The following is a 19,108-nucleotide window of genomic DNA, read 5'->3' as shown; positions in this document are numbered from 1 at the left end:
CCAACGCCGTGACCCGGCGTAACAGCGGTGCCGACCAGAACCTCTACTACCTGGCCCCACCGGCTTAGCGTGACTCTCCCGAGCATTGGTCCTCAAGCCCCGAGCCCGTCGAGACCCGTCGCTGCACCGGTGGTCGAGCCCGTCGAGACCCGAGGGTGGGCTTTTCCTAGCCGTTGAACTCCGCCGGGTGCGGACCGGTGCGGCCGTCGCGCTCCAGGCCGTCGATGACAGAGAGTTCGTCGCCCGTCAGGTCGAAGCCGAAGACGTCCAGGTTCTCCCTGATTCGCTGCGGAGTGACGGACTTGGGGATGATGATCCGGCCCTGCTGCAGGTGCCAGCGAAGAATGGCCTGCGCCGGGCTCACACCATGCCGTGCCGCGATGTCCACAACGGCCGGATCTGCCAGCACGGCACCCTGCGCGAGCGGGCTCCAGGCCTCCGTGGCGATCCCGTGTGCGGCATTAAAGTCTGCAATGTCCCGCTGTTGCAGGGCCGGGTGGAGCTCAATCTGGTTAATGGCCGGGACCGTGCCGCCCAGGTCAATGACCTTCTGCAGGTGCTCGGGGAGGAAGTTGGAGACGCCGATGGCCCGGGCCTTGCCGCTGGCCAGCAGGTGCTCCAGCGCCCGCCAGGACTCGAGGTACAGGTTGGTTGCCGGCGCCGGCCAGTGGATGAGGTAGAGGTCCAGGTAGTCCAGTCCCAGCTTGTCCAGGCTGGCCTCGAACGCGGCCAGCGTGGCGTCGTAGCCGAGGTCGGCCACCCACAGTTTGGACGTAATGAACAGCTCTTCGCGGTCGATGCCGGACTCGGCGATGGCACGTCCGGTACCCGCCTCATTGCCGTAGATGGCGGCGGTGTCGATGCTCCGGTAGCCGGCTGCAAGCGCGTGGCTGACCGCGGCAGTGGTGTCGTCGTCGGACACCTGGAAGACGCCGAACCCCAGCTGCGGCATCCGCACGCCGTTGTTGAGGGTGATCTCGGGGATGGACGTGGTGATGGGGGTGGAAGTCATGGGTTCTCCTGTTGCGGGTTGAGGATTGACGTTTGAAGGATTAGTGCAGGACTGCCACAGGTTCGGCGGCCACGCGTCCGCCGGGAGCGGCGTCTGCGGGTGCCTGCCGGACGGCCCGCTTGGCTCCGGCGGCGGCGATGATCATCACCACGAGCCCCAGCAGGGTGATGCCGGCGCCGGCCCAGATGGGCGAGGTGTAGCCGAGTCCGGCGGTGATGGTCACTCCGCCGAGCCAGGCGCCGAGGGCGTTGCCCACGTTGAAGGCACCAATATTGGCGCCGGACGCGAGGGTGGGGGCGCTGGAGGCGTACTTCATCACGCGCATCTGCAGTCCCGGCACGGTGGCGAATCCGAAGCCGCCCATCAGGACGATGGAGGCAACGGTGAGCACCTGGTTGCCGGCGGTCAGGGCAAAACCGACGAGCACCACCACCAGCACGGAGAGCACCACCACGAGCGTGCGGTCCACATTGCGGTCCGCGGCCTTGCCGCCGATGGTGTTGCCGATAAAGAGGCCTACGCCGAAGACGATCAGCAGCCACGGAACGGTGGAGGCTGCGAAGCCGGAGACCACGGTGAGCGTGAAGGCGATGTAGGTGAAGGCGCCGAACATCCCGCCGTAGCCGAGGATGGTGACCAGGATGGAGAGCCACACCTGGCCGGAGCGGAAGGCGCGTAGTTCGCTGCGCAGGGTTCCGGGCGTGGTGTCGCCATGGCCGGTCTTCGGAACGAGCGCCAGGATTCCCGCCAGGGCGATGACCCCGATGACGGTGATGGCCCAGAACGTCGAGCGCCAGCCTGCGGCCTGTCCCAGCATCGTGCCGAACGGCACGCCCAGGACGTTGGCTGCGGTGAGCCCGGTGAACATGATGGCGATGGCGCCGGCCTTTTTGGTGGGGGCAACCATGTCCGCGGCCACCACGGCTCCGATCCCGAAGAAGGCACCGTGCGCCAGGGCGGCGATGATCCGGCCGACCATCATCATCCCGTAATCGGGAGCGATGGCGGAGAGCAGGTTGCCGGCGATGAACAGGACCAGCAGGACAGCGAGGACGGGCTTGCGTTCGAAGCGGGTCACCGCCGCGGTCAGCACCAAGGCGCCGACCACGACGGCGAGGGCGTATCCGGAGATCAGCCAGCCTGCCGTGGCCTCGCTGACCTGGAAGTCGGCGGCAACCTCGGGCAGCAGGCCCATGATCACGAACTCGGTGAGTCCGATGCCGAACCCGCCGAGGGCGAGGGCTATCAGGCCAATGGGCATGTGGATGCTCCTTTGAAAACTGTACGGAATGAGATAGGACGCGTAAGCTAGTAGTTGCAGACGCGTTATTTATTGTTGCACAAGCAGATACACCGCGCAAGCAACTATTATCGATTGTGTTCCGCCTCACGCCGCCAGGCGGCCGGAGCACCCACGAGAGGAAAGACAGATGGGCATCAAGGACGACGCCGTGGAGGTCCGGGCACAGGGTTGGCGCACGCTCGCGGCGCTGCACGGCCTGATCGAGGGTGAGCTGGAACGCTCCCTGCAGGCCGAATCAAAGCTGTCAGTGGTGGAGTACACCGTGCTGGATGCGCTCAGCCGCCAGGACGGCTGGCACATGCGCATGCAGCAGCTCGCCCGCGCCACAGCCCTCAGCGCCAGCGCCACCACTCGGCTGGTCAACAGGCTTGAGGACCGCGCCCTGCTGACCCGGATCCTCTGCGCGGACGATCGCCGCGGCATCTACACCGAGCTCACGCCCAGCGGCATCGCCCTGCTGGAGGAAACGCGCCCGGTCCATGACGCCACGCTGGAGCGCGCCCTGGCCGAGGCCCAGGAGATTCCCGAGCTGGCCGCGCTGGTGGACGCACTCCCCCGGCTCCACGCGACCGCCTAGTCACCACTCGAGTACGACGACGGACGCTCACCTTCCAGCAGAAGGTGAGCGTCCGTCGTCGTGCTTTAAACAACAACGCGGGGTCACTCCCGTGCCCGATCCAACCTCTGGAAGGGGCAGGGAGTGACCCCGCGTTGTAGTGCTGTAGTGCCTAGAGCGTTGCGAAAACTTCGCGCAGCAGCTTGGCGGTCTCGGACGGCGTCTTGCCGACCTTCACGCCTGCAGCCTCGAGGGCTTCCTTCTTGGCCTGGGCGGTACCGGCGGAACCGGAGACGATGGCGCCTGCGTGGCCCATGGTCTTGCCTTCGGGAGCGGTGAAGCCGGCCACGTAGCCAACAACCGGCTTGGTGACGTGTGCCTTGATGTAGTCGGCGGCACGCTCCTCGGCGTCGCCGCCGATTTCGCCGATCATGACGATCGCCTTGGTCTCCGGGTCGGCTTCGAACGCTTCGAGGGCGTCGATGTGTGTGGTGCCGATGACCGGGTCGCCGCCGATGCCGATGGCGGTGGAGAAGCCCAGGTCGCGCAGCTCGTACATCATCTGGTAGGTCAGGGTTCCGGACTTGGAAACCAGGCCGATGGGGCCCTTGCCCGTGATGTTGGCCGGCGTGATGCCAACCAGCGCTTCGCCCGGCGTGATGATGCCGGGGCAGTTCGGGCCGATGATGCGGGTGACCTGCTTGCCGTCGGCGTCAACCGTGGACTGGGCCAGTGCCCAGAACTCGGCGGAATCCTGGACCGGCACGCCTTCGGTGATGACTACGACCAGGCCGATGCCTGCCTCGATGGCCTCAACCACGGCGTTCTTGGTGAATGCCGGCGGCACGAAAACGATGGAGACGTCGGCGCCGGTTTCAGCCATGGCTTCCTTGACGGTGCCAAAAACGGTGATTTCGGTGTCGCCGTGCAGGACCGTGGTGCCGGCCTTACGGGCGTTGACGCCACCAACAATGTTGGTGCCGGCCTTCAGCATCAGGGCGGTGTGCTTGGTGCCTTCGCCGCCGGTGATGCCCTGGACGATGACCTTGGAGTCCTTGTTCAGATAGATAGACATGGTGCGTCCCTTTACTTAGCTGCGTTGGCGAGCTCGGCGGCCTTGTCGGCGCCCTCGTCCATGGTGGCGGCCAGGGTAACCAGCGGGTGGTTGGCCTCGGCCAGGATGCGGCGGCCTTCTTCAACGTTGTTGCCGTCGAGGCGGACTACCAGCGGCTTGTTCGCGGAGTGGCCCAGCTCGGCCAGCGCGCCAACGATGCCCTTGGCGACGGCGTCACACGCGGTGATGCCACCGAAGACGTTCACGAATACGGACTTGACCTGCGGGTCGCCCAGGATGACGTCGAGGCCGGCAGCCATGACCTCGGCGGAAGCTCCACCGCCGATGTCCAGGAAGTTGGCGGGCTTGACGTTGCCGTGGTTTTCACCGGCGTAGGCGACAACGTCCAGGGTGGACATGACCAGGCCCGCACCGTTGCCGATGATGCCAACGGAGCCGTCCAGCTTGACGTAGTTCAGGTCCTGCGCCTTGGCCTTGGCCTCGAGCGGATCTGCAGCGTCCTTGTCTTCGAGGAGGGCGTGCTTGGCGTGGCGGAAGCCGGCGTTCTCGTCGAGGGAGACCTTGCCGTCCAGTGCCACGATGTCGCCGGCGCCGGTCTTGACCAGCGGGTTAACCTCAACGAGGGTGGCGTCTTCCTTCTTGAAAACGTCCCAGAGCTTGAGGATCACGGCGGCGACCTTGCCGCGCAGTTCCTCATCGAAGCCTGCAGCTGCGACGATTTCGTCGGCCTTGGCCTGGTCGATGCCCACAGCGGGGTCGATGGCGATCTTGGCGAGCGCCTCAGGGCGTTCGACGGCGAGCTGTTCGATTTCCATGCCACCTTCTACCGAGCACATGGCCAGGTAGTTGCGGTTGGCCCGGTCCAGCAGGACGGAGAAGTAGTACTCCTCGGCAATGTCGGCACCCTGGGCAATCATCACCTTGTTGACGGTGTGGCCCTTGATGTCCATGCCCAGGATGTTGGTGGAGTGCTCAAACGCCTCATCGGCGGTCTTGGCAACCTTGACGCCGCCAGCCTTACCGCGGCCACCAGCCTTAACCTGGGCCTTAACGACAGTTACGCCGCCGATTTTCTCGGCAGCTGCCTTTGCTTCTTCTGGGGTGTACGCCACGATGCCGGCAAGCACGGGTACACCGTGCGCCTCGAACATATCGCGCGCCTGGTATTCAAACAGGTCCACGGTTTAGTGTCCTTCTACGTCGAAGTAGTTTCTGTACAGTCGGGCACCGCCGAAGACGATGACCGGGCTGCGGATTGCCTGCACCTGCGACCAGTCCGGAAACGGGCCCCACAGCGCAATGCTCCATTCGGAACTCTAGCCCTCTCAGAGGACCGGCCCGTTCCACACTACCGCTTATGTGAGTAACGACACTATTCTATGGAGCGTAGAAAAACGCCTAGATTACGGGGTTTTTGAGGCCTCCGCGGGTGCCGTGGAGGCTGTTGCCGCGTCCTTGGAAATAAGTTCGTAGCGGTCCCGGGCCACAAAGAATCCGACGCCGGCCGAGACGTTTCCGCACGCCACACCGCCGTTATGGGCCGAACAGCGCAGCCCGTTCCCTTCCAGGTTCTGGCGCTCGGCGAGGACCCGCAGTTCCGTCAGCGGGCCGCTCTTGTTTCCCTTGGGTCCGTAGGCTGCCTCCATTTGTGTGACGCCGGAACGGCACTCCCCATACGTTGCCCTGTCCGGGCTGAGCAGCGCCGCTCCGCCCAGATAGCCCAGGCCGGTGCCGGCGCAGTCGTCCTTGATGTCGCCCGCGGCAGGCTTGGGGTATCCGGCAAGCTCGTAATGCGCCACCGGGACGGTGGCGAGCTTGTTGTTGGCCGCATCACTGAAGCTGTTCGACTCATACGGGAGGTTGAGGTGTTCCCCACGGGCCGATGGCAGGGAGCACACAATGTTCCGGTCCTCCGTGATGAAGGACAGGACATCCCCGCTGGCCCTGAACGCGGCGGGGTCGGCCAGCGCTGCCTGTTCCAGTTGTTCCATGGCCGGCAGCGGCGGCGGAGCCACATAGCCCGGGTCCTCGGTGGTGATGCTGCAGGCAGTGCCGGTCACTACGAAGAGGGCGGCCAGGATCCCCAATACAGTCCGTCGCATGGCCTCCATTATGCCCCGGCAGCGGTCTCAGTCCGTCGGGCGCGTCCCGGCGGCCTCTACGACGGCGGCAGCAGCTTCGGCGGGATCCTCACGGTCGAACTGCTCCTGCATCGTCCGGGCGCGGGATTTCCAGCCGGGATCCGCCAGGACCTTTCGAACTGCAGCCGCTATGTCGGCGGGCTTGGGTGACTCCGTCCTGAGGTTAATGCCGACGCCGGAGTGTTCCACCCGGGCGTTGACGTCACTTTTGCCCTCGTTGATGCCCGAAACCACCAAGGGAACCCCCTTGGACAGGCTCAGCTGCACACCGCCAAATCCGCCGTTGGTGATGAAGACATCCGTGAAGTCAAAGACCTCCGCGAAGTCCACGTAGTCCCGCACCACCACGTTGGGCTGCGGGTAGCGGGCCTTCAGTTGCTCGGTGCCGTGCCCGCCGGTTGCGACGATAACCAACGCATCCATGTCCTTGACCGCCTCAAGCGACGGAACGATGAGTTTGTCCTGGTCCAGGTTGTCCACTGTTCCCTGGGTGACAACGAGTGTTGCGGGATAGGACCGGGGAAAGCCGCCGTCCCCACTGTTCCCACCAGGATCGGCGGGCGCCTGGCCAGGCGACCGGTATGGCAGGAGCGCCCCGACGTAGTGCACTTTGGCGTTGACCCGGCGCCGCGGGAAATCGAGGGATTCCGTGCCGGTCTGGATAATGGCGTCCGAGCACCGATAGGGTTCGTCCGTCAGCCGGCCTTGCCGCGGAACAGCCTGGCCGTAGGCGGCATGCTGCCGGCGGTAGCTTTGACTGGCAGGCCGAAGAATGACCTTGTCGGACAGCAGGCCCGCCAGGCCTTGGACCGCCTTCTCCACGGGATTGCGGGGCGGCCGGAACCCGAAGAAAAGCGGCGGCACCTGCGGGTCGCTTTCCATGTTGGGGATCGCAACAAAATTCACCACCGGCTTGCCCATCAAGTGGGAGACGAGCCGGTGAATGAACATGGAACTGTCCGCCACAAGAACGTCGAAGGGATTCTGCTGCGCGACCTCGCGGATGTCCTCGAAGAAGTGGCTGACGTTGCTGGCGAAAATCTTCTCGCCGTCGAAGCCGATGGCCCGTGGGCCCGTGAGCTTGGCCCGCTCCGGATAGAGCTCATTGAGGTTGTCCGCGCGGTGCTCGATGGCCCTGCGGAAGGGGAAGTGCTGGATTCCCATTCCGCCGAGCCTGTCCGCATAGACGGGACCCGTGTACCAGGCCACCTCGTGGCCGCGGTCCTTGAGCCGCATCGCCACGCCCGTCATGGGGTTGAAATGGCCGTCAATGGCCTGGCTGGCGAACAGGATCTTCACAGTGGTGCCCCCGAATTTGCTGTGCTCAAGTTCTGCTGTGCTCAAATGGCCTGCGCTTCACCGGTTCACCGGCTACCCGCTGTTTCCCGGGTACCGCGCGTTCCTGAACTGTAAGCCAGCCGGGGTGCCCGGACAAGGGCAAGCGTGGTCAGGCGTCGAGCTTCGTGAGCGGCGCGTAGCGGAGCAGGAGACGCTTCTCACCGACGCTGAACTTCACCTTGGCCACCGTCTTGTCCCCCGCGCCTTCCAGCGCCAGCACCGTGCCGTTGCCGAAGCTGGTGTGGTTGACCTTGTCGCCCACACTGACGGCCACAATCTCCTTCTGCGGCTGGACCCGGTTCTTGGCGATCGCCGCGGGAACGTCTGCGTTGAAGCCCGCCGAGGAATCGGCGGCCGCACCGCGGGACGTGCCGGCGCCCCAGAAGGATCCGCCGTAACGGCTGGAGCCGATCGCCGCGCTGCTGCTCCCCCACCCGCCGGACTGCCGGCTGGTGCCTTCGCGTTTCCACTCCAGCAGCTCCGCCGGAATTTCCTCGAGGAACTGGCTGGCCGGGTTGTACTGGCTTTGGCCCCACATGCTGCGGACTTCGGACCGGGTGACGTAGAGGCGCTTGCGCGCGCGGGTCAGGCCCACGTAGGCCAGCCGGCGTTCCTCGGCGAGTTCCTTGGGGTCCGTGGCCGAGCGCTGGTGCGGGAACAGCCCGTGTTCCATGCCGGTCAGGAACACCACCGGGAATTCGAGCCCCTTGGCGGTGTGGAGGGTCATCAGCGTGACCACGCCCAGGCGTTTGGCTTCGGCCACGGCGGCGTCGATGTCCGCGCCGGGGGCGTCCGGGATCTGGTCCGCGTCTGCCACCAGCGACACCTGTTCCAGGAACGCACCCAGGGACCCTTCCGGGTTCTCCTGTTCGTATTCACGCACGACGGCGACGAGTTCCGCCAGGTTCTCCACGCGGGACTCGTCCTGTGGATCAGTGCTGGAACGCAGCCCGGCGAGGTAGCCGGTCTGTTCCAGGACGGCCTCCAGCGCGGCGGCGGCGCCTGAACCGGAGGCAACCTCTGCGAGGTCGTCCAGCAGTTTCACAAACCCGAGGACGGCGTTGACGGAACGGGTGGCCATGCCGGGAGCTTCTTCAGCCCGCCGGGCGGCGGCCATGAACGACATCCGTTCGCGCTCGGCCAGTGCGGCCACGGCACCTTCGGCGCGGTCACCAATGCCGCGCTTGGGTTCGTTGAGCACCCGGCGCAGGTTGACGTCGTCGTCCGGGTTCACCAGAACGCGGAGGTACGCGAGGGCGTCCTTGATTTCCTTGCGGTCGTAGAAGCGGGTGCCACCCACCACCTTGTACGGCAGGCCCACCCGGACCAGCACATCCTCAATGGAACGGGACTGCGCGTTGGTGCGGTAGAAAATGGCAACATCACCGGGGCGGAGGTTGTCCTCGTCCTGGAGCCGGTCAATCTCCTTGGCAATGAACTGGGCCTCGGCGTGCTCGTTCTCGCCCACATAGCCGATGATCTTGTGGCCCTCGCCCTCGGCGGTCCACAGCCGCTTGTCGGGGCGGTTGGGGTTGCGTGAGATCACGGAGTTGGCCGCGCTGAGGATGTTCTGCGTGGAGCGGTAGTTCTGCTCCAGTTTGATGGTGCGGGCGTCCGGGTAGTCCTTTTCGAACTCCACGATGTTGCGGATGTCGGCGCCGCGGAAGGCGTAGATGGATTGGTCGGAGTCGCCCACGACGGTGAGCTCGGACGCACCGGGGCCCTCACCCACTATCTCGCGGACCAGGGCGTACTGGGCGTGGTTGGTGTCCTGGTACTCGTCCACGAGGACGTGCCGGAACCGCCGTCGGTAGGACGCGGCGAGCGCCGGGAAGGCGCGGAACATGTAGACGGTCTCGGCGATGAGGTCATCGAAGTCCATGGCGTTGGCCTGGCGCAGCCGCTGGGTGTAGCCCTTGAAGACGTCAGCCACAGCGGACTCGAAGGGATCGTTGTAATTCGCGGAGGACGCGTAGGCATCGGCGTCGATGAGCTCGTTCTTGAGCGCGGAGATCTTGTGCTGGATGGCCTTGGGCGCGAACTTCTTGGGATCCAGGTCCAGGCTCTTGGAGACCTGGACGACCAGCCGCAGCGAGTCCGCGGAGTCGTAGATGGAGAAGTTCGACTTCCGGCCGACGTTCGCGGCCTCCTGGCGCAGGATACGCACGCAGGATGAGTGGAACGTGGAGATCCACATGATCTTGGCCCGTCCACCCACCAGCGCCGCGATGCGCTCCCGCATCTCGGCGGCGGCCTTGTTGGTGAACGTGATGGCCAGGACCTCACCGTGGTGCGCGCGGTGCGTGGCAATGAGGTAGGCGATCCGGTTACTGAGAACGCGGGTCTTTCCCGAGCCGGCGCCGGCCACAATTAGCAGGGCGCCGCCGGCGTGCTTGACGGCCTCCTCCTGCTGCGGGTTAAGCCCCTCCAGGAGTTCCTCGGCGTTGGGCCGGTGGTGGGCCGGCTCGCCGTTGCCGTCATGAGAGGGCTGCTGGTTGGCCCAGCCGCCCGTGCGCTGGGCGCCCTGTTCTGCTGCGTGTTCGGAGCCGCCGCCCGGCCCGCCGCCACCGAATTCGGCGGCCGCGGCAAGGCCTTCCGGGCGCGACTTGGTGCGGGCGGAGGCTGGCGCGGCGGCCTTGAACGGTCCGTCAGAGTACGGGTCAAACAACATATCCATGGTGCCTACAAGTCTAGGCGGTGGGGCTGACAGTCAGGTCCAGCCTGTGGATAACACCGTGCTCCCACCCGGGAAGCGCGCAAAAGGCGGCCCGGACTCAGGCGATGGAGCCCGACTCAAGGGCCGCACGCAACTCCCGCACCGCCGTCGTGCCTCCCGCCATAAACCAGTCCAGGCCGTTGATCCGGACCGTGTCCGTGGCGCCGCCGGCGGCGCGGACGATCGCCTTGCCCGGCAACCAGTCCCATTCCGGGCAGCTGTGCTGGAACCAGCATCCCAGCTGGCCATCGGCCACCCGGCCCAGGTCGCAGGACCCGGAGCCGAACATCCGCAGCGCCGCGGCGGAGGTGGCCGCAGCGTGCCAGGGCATGGCGCAGAGCGGATCCATCAGCCAGGTGGGGTGGATGTAGGTGGCTGCGCCGAGTTCGGCGAGCGCGGTTGCGTTGCGCGCCCCGCCATCCTGGACAGCGCCCGAGTCACGGTAGGCGGTCAGTACCTCGCCATTCAGTGTGGCCGCGTGGGCCGTTCCGCCCAGCCAGAGCTTGTCCTCCTCCGGCTGGAAAATCGCGCCGAGCAGCACATCGGACGGGTCCTTCAGTGCGAGGGCCGAGCACCAGTATGTGGATCCGTGCAGGAAGTTATAGGTGCCATCCACGGGGTCGACCACCCAGGTACGGCCGCTGGTTCCGGCCACCGAGGCGCCCTCCTCCCCTAAGATGCCATCCTCCGGCCGGCAGCGCCGCAACTGCCCCAGCACGTAGGCTTCCGCAGCGTGGTCCGCGGCGGTCACCACGTCGGAGACGGAGGTTTTCTGCTGGGACTGCAGCCCGGCCATGCGCATCAGGAGCGCCAGTTGCCCGGCTTCGCGCACCAGCGCGGATGCCAGCTGATAGTCGTCCAGGGCGGGGTCAAGTTCAAGGGCGCTGTGCCGGCCAGTGGTCATGGACCCAGTTTAGGTGGCGGGATAATGGTGCCATGGCCAAAACCCCAGCGCAGCGGATCAAGAAGCACGGCTCCAAGGCGGCTGTTCCGCAGCACAGCCTCCCGCCGGTCATCAACCCCTCCACCAGCCGTTCGCCGCAGAAGGCCCAGAGCAACACCAACCTGATCCTCATCGCGGGCGTCGTGGTCAGCCTGTTCCTGTTCTGGTACGTCCACCTGCTCACGCTCCAGCAGCTCACCCAGCTCTCCGGCGGCCTGGCCATGCCCGACTCGCTCGTGGGAGGCTTTGACGCCGGCTACGTCGGCCAACTGAACGCCGTCATGGACAACGACGCCCGCGGCCAGCTCAACTACGTCCACAAGACAGCCGGCACGCTCTTCCCGTTGATCTTCGGCTTCACCTGGCTGCTCCTGATCGGGACCAACGTCGCCAGGAAGTCCCTCCGCTGGGCACTCTGGGCCCTCCCGCTGCTGTTTGTGGTGGTCCGGCTTTGGGGCAATGTCGCCATCGACGCCGCACTGGGATCGGAAACGGCCGACGCCGGCCAGGTCGCCTTGGCGTCCGCACTCACCATTGCCGGGTGGGTGCTGTTCGTCGTCAGCCTGCTGGCCGGGGCAGCGGCTGTGTTCCTGCGCAAGAAGCCTGCGAAAGCCGGCTAGGCCCGCGCCGACCCAGTAACCCGGGCGCGCTCCTCCTTGCGGTGCCGGTGCACACGTTGGGCGATTACCAGGCCGGCTGCTGCCACGCCCACGGTGACCGGATAACCCATCAGCCGCTCCAGGGTGCCGGGCTCCGGAACATCCAGGCCTGTCAGTCCGCCTGTGACCAGCGCGGCGAGGGACACCAGCCCGCACACCAGCACGAACCACCCCAGCGGAGTCTGCCGCAGCCATAACACCCCCAGCAGCAGCAACGCCAGCGCGCCGGCCAGGAAGTACATCAACGCCCCGACAAAGTGCCAGCCGGAGCCGACGTCCTCCGGCACCAGGCCCACGATCATGGTCCCCGCACCGGCAGCACCGGTCAGGACCCGCACGGCAACCGCCGCCTGCCAGGGTTTCCGGCGCCCCGGCTGGACCCGTGCGCCGGCCCTTGCCGCCACACAGAGCAGCCCGGAACCCAGCAGCAGCGCACCGAGCAGCATGCCCAGCCCCTGGACCACAAAGGAGGCGTTCATCAGCCAATGCAGCGGCGAACACACATCGCGTCCGTCGTAGATCCCGCAGTGAAGCGCGCCGAGGTCGCTGATGTATCCGGTCCGGCGGTCGTAGGGCTGCGGCCCGCCCCAGGCACCGATCACGGCCGCTTCCGCCACAAAATACTGCAGGACACTCAGGACGGACCAGGCGCCGATGTACTGGCGGGTGGAGGCGGTGTCCGGGAGGAATGCCACGGCGGGGGCGGACGTCGGGGCTGATCTCATGCCAAGAGCGTAGTACGGCCCACCACCTTGTATGCTTGTATCCGTGTCCGGACGGACCGGCCCTGCCGGACCAGCGGACACGCGCCCTCGTAGCTCAGTGGATAGAGCACGGCTCTCCTAAAGCCGGTGTCGTTGGTTCGATTCCAATCGAGGGCACTTGAATCTTCCTTCCCCGGAGTTCGACCTCCGCGCCTACCTGCTCGGCCCCTCGCAGGCCGGGAACTTGCCCGTTCAGGGAAACTGGGCCGTCGAACGGCAGCTGCTGGACCGGTCCACCGGCACCCACGGAACCTTTTCCGGCGTCGTACATTTTTCCCCCGCGGACGACGGCGGCCTGGCCTTCCGTGAAGAAGGCACCATGCGCTGGCCCACCTTTACCGGCCCTGCCTCGCGTGAATACGTCCTGAAACCCGCCGACCGGCCGGACGCCCTGGACGTGTTTTTTGCCGACGGGCGGCCCTTCCACCGGGTGAGCTTCAGCCCGGAGGCCAATCTGGACCAACACTGGTGCGATCCCGATACGTACCGCGTGGCCTACACCTACGAAGGCCCTGACACGTTCAGTTACACGTGGGATGTGACCGGCCCGCGCAAGGACCTGCTGCTGACGTCCGCCCTGAAGCGGCAGGTCTGAGGCGGCAGGTCTGAAGCGGCAGGTCTGAAGCGGCGAGACTGAACACGCTAGGCTCGGAACCGTGAAAGCCCGCATTGTTGTCTCCGCCGTCTGTGTCTTCGATGACGCCGGCCGGCTCCTGACCGTCCGCAAGCGCGGCACCAGCATGTTTATGCACCCGGGAGGCAAACCCGAAGCCGGCGAAAGCGCCGTCCACGCCGCCGCGCGGGAACTTCAGGAGGAAGTGGGGATCGTGGTGGATCCGCGCGAACTGGAACTGATGGGCGTCTGGATCGCCGACGCCGCCAACGAGGCCGCCACGGACATCGAAGCCACGGTGTTTACCGCACCCGGAACCTGGACCGCGCACCCGTCGGCTGAGATCGCCGAGATCCGCTGGCTGGACCTGGCGGCGCTGGACCGGGGCGCGCCGCCGCCTGCGGACCTGGCCCCGCTCCTGACGGACCACATCCTGCCCGAACTGGCCACCCTGCCCACCCTGCGCCCCGGCCCCAAGTAGGTAGCGCTAAGTGTCGTTTTGAGGGCTCAAAACGACACTTAGCGCTACCCAGTTGGGGAAGGCTGAGCCCTAGTACTCCGGAACGGCTTCCGCTGCCACGGCCGTGGCTTCGGCGAACTGCGTCTGGTAGAGCTCGGCGTACCGGCCCTCGGCCGCGAGCAGATCGGTATGGTTGCCGCGTTCCACGATCCGCCCGTCCTCGACCACCAGGATGACGTCGGCGGCACGGATGGTGGACAGCCGGTGGGCAATCACGACGGCGGTGCGCCCCTCGAGCGCGGCGCCCAGGGCCGCCTGCACGGCGGCTTCGTTGGTGGAGTCGAGTGCGGCGGTGGCCTCGTCGAGGATGACCACCCGGGGCTGGGAAATCAGCAGCCGTGCGATGGTGAGCCGCTGGCGTTCACCGCCGGAGAGCCGGTAACCGCGCTCCCCCACCACCGTGTCCAGGCCGTCGGGCAGGGACCGGATCATGGTCTCAAGGCGGGCCTGCCGGATGGCGTCCCACATGTCCTCTTCAGTGGCGTCCGGCCGTGCGAGCCTGAGGTTGGAGGCAATGGATTCGTGGAAGAGGTGTCCGTCCTGGGTGACCATCCCCAACGTGTCCCGCAGGGAATCGAAGGTGGCGTCCCGGACGTCCAGCCCCGAGCCGGGCAGAGTGCCGCCGAGCCGCACGGCGCCGGAATCGACGTCGTACAGCCGGGAAAGCAGCTGCGCGATAGTGGACTTTCCGGCACCGGAGGAACCCACCAGCGCGACGGTCTGCCCGGGTTCCACCCGGAAACTGATGCCATGCAGCACCTCTTCGCCGCCGCGGGTGTCCAGCGTGGACACTTCCTCGAGCGAGGCCAGCGAGACCTTGTCCGCCGAGGGGTAGGCGAAGCGAACGTCGTCAAACTCCACCGAAACGTTTCCCGGCGGGATGGCCACGGCGTCGGGCTTCTGCTGGATCAGGGGCTTGAGGTCCAGGATCTCGAAAACCCGCTCGAAGCTGACCAGCGCGCTCATGATTTCCACGCGGGCGTTGGACAGGGCGGTGAGCGGGGCGTAGAGACGGGTGAGCAGCAGTGCCAGCACCACAACGTCGCCCGCGGCGAGCTGACCGCCGATGGCCAGCCATCCGCCCAGGCCGTAGACCAGGGCCAGGGCGAGCGCGGACACCAGCGTCAGCGCGGTGACGAAGGTGAACTGCAGCATGGCCGTGCGGACGCCGATGTCCCGGACCCGGCCGGCGCGGACCGCGAACTCGCGGGATTCCTCGTCCGGGCGGCCGAAGAGCTTCACCAGCGTGGCGCCCGGGGCGGAGAAGCGCTCGGTCATCTGGGTGCCCATGGCCGCGTTGTGGTTTGCCGCCTCACGCCGCAGGTCCGCGAGCTTGGAGCCCATCCGGCGGGCAGGGATCAGGAAGATCGGCAGCAGGATCATGGCGAGCACGGTGACCTGCCAGGAAGTCCCGAGCATTACGATCAGCGTCAGGATCAGGGCCACCACGTTGCTGACCACGCCGGACAGCGTGCCGGCGAAGGCGGACTGCGCTCCGATGACGTCGTTGTTCAGGCGGCTGACCAGTGCGCCGGTGCGGGTCCGGGTGAAGAATGCGATGGGCATCTTCTGCACATGGTCAAAGACCCTGGTGCGCAGGTCCACGATCACGCCTTCGCCGATGTTGGACGAAAGCCAGCGGCTCACGAGCCCCAGGCCGGCTTCGGCAACGGCCACCACGGCGATCAGCAGCGCCAGCCGGATCACTTCGTCTGTACCCGCCTTGGCCACGATGGCATCAACCACCTGGCCGGCCAGCACCGGCGTGGCCACGGCCAGGAACGCCATCACAATGGACAGCGCCACAAACGCGATCAGCTTTGTCCGGTGCGGGCGGGCGAAGCCCAGGACCCGTTTCAGGGTGGCCTTGGAGAAAGGCCGGGAGCCGTTCTTGGCCCGGGAGATGTTGTACAGGGAGTGCCAGGCGACGCCGTCCATGCTCATCGCTGTTGCTCCGTTGCGTCTGCCATCAGTTCTGTTACCGTTCCGTTGTCCACATTCCACCGTACATCCAGCCGCACGTTCTCGAGCAGCCTCCGGTCATGGGTTACTAACAGCAAAGCGCCCTCATAACTTCCCAGCGCCTCTTCCAACTGCTCGATGGCGGGCAGGTCCAGGTGGTTGGTGGGTTCGTCCAGGACCAGCAGGTTCACCCCGCGTGCCTGCAGCAGCGCCAATGCCGCGCGGGTGCGTTCCCCCGGCGACAGGGAATCCACCGGGCGGGTGGTGTGGTCCGCCTTCAACCCGAACTTGGCCAGCAGCGTGCGGACCTCCGCCGGATTCAGGTCCGTGAGCACGGCTTCGACGGCGTCGCCAAGGTTGAGGTGGCCGGCCAGCAGGCCGCGGGCCTGGTCAATTTCGCCGACGGCCACCGAGGCGCCCATGGCGGCGTTCCCGGCGTCGGGCGCCTGCACGCCCAGGAGCAGGCGCAGCAGCGTCGACTTGCCGGCTCCGTTAGGTCCGGTGATGCCGATCCGCTCCCCCGCGTTAAGCTGCAGGTTCACCGGGCCCAGCGTGAAGCTTCCCTGCTTCACGACGGCGTCACGCAAGGTGGCCACCACCGCACTGGACCGGGGCGCCTGGCCAATGGTGAACTGCAGCTGCCATTCCTTCCGCGGCTCCTCCACCACGTCCAGCCGGGCAATCCTGGATTCCATCTGCCGGACCTTCTGCGCCTGCTTTTCCGATGACTCGGTGCTGGCGGCGCGGCGGATTTTGTCGTTGTCCGGGCTCTTTTTCATGGCGTTCCGCACGCCTTGGGAGCTCCACTCGCGCTGGGTCCGGGCGCGGGAGACCAGGTCTGCCTTGGTGGAGGCGAACTCCTCGAACTTTTCCCTTGCGTGGCGCCGCGCCACGGCGCGCTCCTCGAGGAAGGCCTCGTAGCCGCCGTCGTACACGGCCACGGAATTCTGCGCCAGATCCAGTTCCACGATGGTGGTGACACAGCGGGCCAGGAACTCGCGGTCATGGGACACCAGCACCACACCGCCGCGCAGGCCCTGGACAAAGGCTTCCAGTTTGGCCAGGCCGGCGAGGTCAAGGTCGTTGGTGGGCTCGTCCAGCAGCACAACATCGAACCGGCTGAGCAGGAGCGCAGCGAGGGCCACGCGGGCGGCCTGGCCGCCGGAGAGCCCGGTCATGGGAGCGTCCGCTCCGGTGTCCAGGCCGAGGTCGGCCAGGACGGGCGGGATGCGTTCGTCGAGGTCTGCCGCGCCTGACGCCATCCAGCGGTCAAAGGCCAGCGAGTAGGCGTCATCGGCTCCCGGTGCGCCGGAGCCCAAGGCCTCCGCGGTGGACTCCATCTCCACGGTGGCCTGGGCGCAGCCGGTCCTGCGGGCGATGTAGCCAGCCACGGTCTCGCCGGCGACGCGCTCGTGTTCCTGGGGCAGCAAGCCCACAAAGGCATCGGCGGGGGCGAGGCTGACGCTGCCGCCCTGGGGCTGGTCCACGCCGGCCAGCAGGCGCAGCAGGGTGGACTTGCCGGCGCCGTTGGCGCCCACCACACCCACCACGTCGCCGGGGGCCACCGTGAGGGAAAGTTTGGCGAACAGCGTCCGGTGGTCGTGGCCGCCGGAAAGATCTTTGGCAACAAGGGTTGCAGTCATAGGTTGGTCCATCCTCTCGCCGCCGCCCGGCCGGAGGAGCCCGCCTGAATCGGCCCGAAACTGCGGTGAATCCGCAATGTGCCGCCCCGAAAAGTGCCGGGGCACTAAAGAGCCCGCAGGTCCGGACTTGGGGGGTGTACGGACCAACGGGCTCGACCATCAAGCATAGTCGACTCAGCACGCCGCACCAAACTGCCCGCTGACGTCAGGCTAAAATCACCGTTAACCATCCGTTCTGCAGAGAGCTGCTTATGCCTATATCTGCCAAGGCGTTCCAGCGCTGGCTGCACGGCATCGCCCCCGAGACGAGCGCATCTGACATCTGCCGCGTGTCAGGCATCAAGCGGACCACCCTGGCCCAGCAGCTCGTCCGGGGCAAGGTGGCAGAGACTACGGTGGTGAGCATCAGCCGGGCGTACAACGTCAATCCCGTTTCAGCGCTGGCGGCGTTCGACGCGTACAGCCAGCTCACGGACACGCGCCCGCCCAGCAGGTCCGAACTGGTCAGCCAGATCTCCACCCCGGACCTCCTGCGGGCAGTTCTGGCCCGTTCCGCCGCGGACCCAGGCGGCGTGCCGGCGGCTGCAGCGGCGGCCGGTTCGCCGGCGTTGGAGCCGGCCCCGCACGCCACCTCAGTCAAGAACTGGGTGGAGGCCATCGACGACGGCGAGCTGCGGCACCGGGTCTCCGCCGCCACCGGAATCGCTCCGCAGAACTATTCGGCACAACTGACCGCAAACCGGCTGGCTCCGGAACTGGCGGTTGCCACGTCCCTTGCGGCCGGCGTCGCCCCGGCCAGCGGTCTGGTGGCCACCGGGCTGGTCACGGAGGCGGAGGCCGGCTGGCCTCCCGGAGCCCGGCAGGCCGCCCTGGACAGCCTGTCCGACGGCGAGCTGACCACCTTGGCCGGTGACCGGCTGCAGACTGTCGGCAGGGCCCTCCGCCGGCAGGAACATGACCACGAGAAAACTGAAAATATCTGGGAGAACCTGGGATGATCGAAATCCTGCAGTGGTCCACGCTGACTGTCTGCGGCCTGGTGGCCATTGCGCGCGTTCCCAGTGCCGTGCGGGGGAAGAACAGGACGCTCTTCTACATCTTTGCGCTGATGACGCTCGCCACCCTGCTCAGCATCCGGGCGCCATACCTTGCCATCGACCAGGCGCTCGGCGGGGTTAACTTGGCCAACCTCCTGCTCCGCTTTGTCATCTTCGCCGCTATTTTCTTCGTGGGCATCCGCGTCACCCGGGGCTTTGGCGCCGACGACGCCCACCAGCTGCTCACCGGACGGATCGGGATGGCCGTCATGGGCCTGACCTCCCTGACCGTGCTTGTGGTGTTCCTGATGATGGACACTGGCGGCTCATCCGTGGGATTGGTTGCCGTGGCAGGCCAGGATGACAAAGACCGGGACCTGGTCCAGTACTACGGGGCCGCTGGCCGCGCCTATCCGGCCTACGTTTCGCTGGTCCTGCTGCCGGCCATGGTGCGTGCGGTCCACAGCACGCTGCCCACCCTGGTTCGCATCGCCGCCTTCCTGCTGGGCACAGGCTCGGTGGCCATCACGCTATCGCTGCTCTTCCCCTTCTATCCGCCCAACTGGGGAGCAGCGACGTTCCTGATCAACTACACCGCAATTCTTTGCTTTGTCGTTGGCCTGGCTTTGATCGCGGTGGCAAGGCTCCGGCACGGGCGGGGCGGCACTCGGCCAAGGACTTCTACTGCAAAGTAGCCTTCACGCTTTCACAAAATCATTAGACGTGGCACAATCATGAATGTGTGAAGTCAGGTGCCGGTGTTCACGAACGGGGATAGATTCCTGGACGCCGGGCCTGTTGAGTCTTCGCACTCTTTGGGGGGATG

The 19,108-nt window shown here is 66.4% G+C and carries 17 protein-coding genes and 1 tRNA gene; 7 read left to right on the top strand and 11 right to left on the bottom strand.

Translation table 11 applies throughout. From position 1 onward, the window contains the following. Positions 1-166 precede the first annotated feature (166 nt). Together ACX80X_RS11695 and ACX80X_RS11690 are read right to left on the bottom strand one after the other, a co-directional pair. Positions 167-1,012, bottom strand: coding sequence for an aldo/keto reductase (locus tag ACX80X_RS11695; RefSeq protein ID WP_256471231.1), 846 nt, complete (start codon positions 1,010-1,012; stop codon positions 167-169). A gap of 40 nt (positions 1,013-1,052) precedes the next feature. Further along, positions 1,053-2,273 (bottom strand): MFS transporter, encoded by a 1,221-nt coding sequence (locus ACX80X_RS11690; RefSeq protein WP_459312155.1) that lies wholly within the window; start codon positions 2,271-2,273, stop codon positions 1,053-1,055. A gap of 169 nt (positions 2,274-2,442) precedes the next feature. Between ACX80X_RS11690 and ACX80X_RS11685 the strand changes: the two genes are divergently transcribed. After that, positions 2,443-2,892 carry a MarR family winged helix-turn-helix transcriptional regulator gene (locus ACX80X_RS11685; protein ID WP_252602347.1) on the top strand — a complete coding sequence of 150 codons (450 nt, stop codon included), beginning with the start codon at positions 2,443-2,445 and terminating at the stop codon, positions 2,890-2,892. A gap of 151 nt (positions 2,893-3,043) precedes the next feature. Here the strand turns inward: ACX80X_RS11685 and sucD are convergent, their stop codons facing one another. The 6 genes from sucD to ACX80X_RS11655 all read right to left on the bottom strand — a co-directional run bounded on the left by sucD (position 3,044) and on the right by ACX80X_RS11655 (position 11,045). After that, positions 3,044-3,946 (bottom strand): succinate--CoA ligase subunit alpha, encoded by a 903-nt coding sequence (gene sucD / locus ACX80X_RS11680; protein ID WP_252602344.1) that lies wholly within the window; start codon positions 3,944-3,946, stop codon positions 3,044-3,046. 11 nt (positions 3,947-3,957) lie between these two features. Continuing rightward, positions 3,958-5,127, bottom strand: a complete 1,170-nt coding sequence (sucC, locus tag ACX80X_RS11675) for an ADP-forming succinate--CoA ligase subunit beta (protein WP_141139579.1) — start codon at positions 5,125-5,127, stop codon at positions 3,958-3,960. A gap of 222 nt (positions 5,128-5,349) precedes the next feature. Then, on the bottom strand, positions 5,350-6,057 hold the full coding sequence (locus tag ACX80X_RS11670; RefSeq protein WP_459312153.1) for a hypothetical protein: 708 nt from the start codon (positions 6,055-6,057) through the stop codon (positions 5,350-5,352). 18 nt (positions 6,058-6,075) lie between these two features. Then, a complete protein-coding gene (locus ACX80X_RS11665) occupies positions 6,076-7,431 on the bottom strand; it encodes a glycosyltransferase (protein ID WP_459312151.1) in 1,356 nt (451 codons plus the stop codon). Between the two features lie 103 nt (positions 7,432-7,534). Then, positions 7,535-10,102 carry a DNA helicase PcrA gene (pcrA, locus tag ACX80X_RS11660; protein ID WP_252602338.1) on the bottom strand — a complete coding sequence of 856 codons (2,568 nt, stop codon included), beginning with the start codon at positions 10,100-10,102 and terminating at the stop codon, positions 7,535-7,537. A 97-nt stretch (positions 10,103-10,199) separates the two neighbouring features. After that, positions 10,200-11,045 (bottom strand): inositol monophosphatase family protein, encoded by an 846-nt coding sequence (locus ACX80X_RS11655; RefSeq protein ID WP_459312148.1) that lies wholly within the window; start codon positions 11,043-11,045, stop codon positions 10,200-10,202. A 32-nt stretch (positions 11,046-11,077) separates the two neighbouring features. Between ACX80X_RS11655 and ACX80X_RS11650 the strand changes: the two genes are divergently transcribed. Beyond that, complete coding sequence (locus ACX80X_RS11650; RefSeq protein WP_252602335.1) at positions 11,078-11,704, top strand: hypothetical protein; 627 nt, start codon at positions 11,078-11,080, stop codon at positions 11,702-11,704. Here ACX80X_RS11650 and ACX80X_RS11645 read toward each other — a convergent pair. Continuing rightward, complete coding sequence (locus ACX80X_RS11645) at positions 11,701-12,468, bottom strand: DUF998 domain-containing protein (protein ID WP_252611359.1); 768 nt, start codon at positions 12,466-12,468, stop codon at positions 11,701-11,703. The two genes, ACX80X_RS11650 and ACX80X_RS11645, sit on opposite strands and share 4 nt — an antisense overlap. Before the next feature lie 83 nt (positions 12,469-12,551). Between ACX80X_RS11645 and ACX80X_RS11640 the strand changes: the two genes are divergently transcribed. The 3 genes from ACX80X_RS11640 (at position 12,552) to ACX80X_RS11630 (ending at position 13,601) form a co-directional block, all read left to right on the top strand. Next, positions 12,552-12,624, top strand: a tRNA-Arg gene (locus ACX80X_RS11640). 1 nt (position 12,625) lies between these two features. Continuing rightward, positions 12,626-13,102, top strand: a complete 477-nt coding sequence (locus ACX80X_RS11635) for a DUF6314 family protein (protein WP_459312146.1) — start codon at positions 12,626-12,628, stop codon at positions 13,100-13,102. Positions 13,103-13,163: 61 nt separating this feature from the next. Further along, on the top strand, positions 13,164-13,601 hold the full coding sequence (locus ACX80X_RS11630; RefSeq protein WP_252602329.1) for an NUDIX hydrolase: 438 nt from the start codon (positions 13,164-13,166) through the stop codon (positions 13,599-13,601). A 69-nt stretch (positions 13,602-13,670) separates the two neighbouring features. On the opposite strand, the gene ACX80X_RS11625 is transcribed toward ACX80X_RS11630, so the two are convergent. Both ACX80X_RS11625 and ACX80X_RS11620 read right to left on the bottom strand, forming a co-directional pair. Further along, positions 13,671-15,584 carry an ABC transporter ATP-binding protein gene (locus tag ACX80X_RS11625; RefSeq protein ID WP_104062820.1) on the bottom strand — a complete coding sequence of 638 codons (1,914 nt, stop codon included), beginning with the start codon at positions 15,582-15,584 and terminating at the stop codon, positions 13,671-13,673. Next, positions 15,581-17,245, bottom strand: coding sequence for an ABC-F family ATP-binding cassette domain-containing protein (locus ACX80X_RS11620; protein ID WP_252602326.1), 1,665 nt, complete (start codon positions 17,243-17,245; stop codon positions 15,581-15,583). Before ACX80X_RS11620 ends, ACX80X_RS11625 begins: the two co-directional genes overlap by 4 nt. A gap of 251 nt (positions 17,246-17,496) precedes the next feature. Here ACX80X_RS11620 and ACX80X_RS11615 point away from each other — a divergent pair, with 251 nt between their 5' ends. Both ACX80X_RS11615 and ACX80X_RS11610 read left to right on the top strand, forming a co-directional pair. Next, positions 17,497-18,243, top strand: coding sequence for a hypothetical protein (locus tag ACX80X_RS11615; RefSeq protein WP_459312144.1), 747 nt, complete (start codon positions 17,497-17,499; stop codon positions 18,241-18,243). Beyond that, positions 18,240-18,977, top strand: a complete 738-nt coding sequence (locus ACX80X_RS11610) for a hypothetical protein (protein ID WP_252611365.1) — start codon at positions 18,240-18,242, stop codon at positions 18,975-18,977. The genes ACX80X_RS11615 and ACX80X_RS11610 overlap by 4 nt, the downstream gene beginning before the upstream one ends. The last annotated feature ends 131 nt before the right edge of the window (positions 18,978-19,108 follow it).

The organism is Pseudarthrobacter sp. MDT3-1 (assembly GCF_054510755.1).
This window is presented reverse-complemented; position numbering and strand designations above follow the sequence as displayed.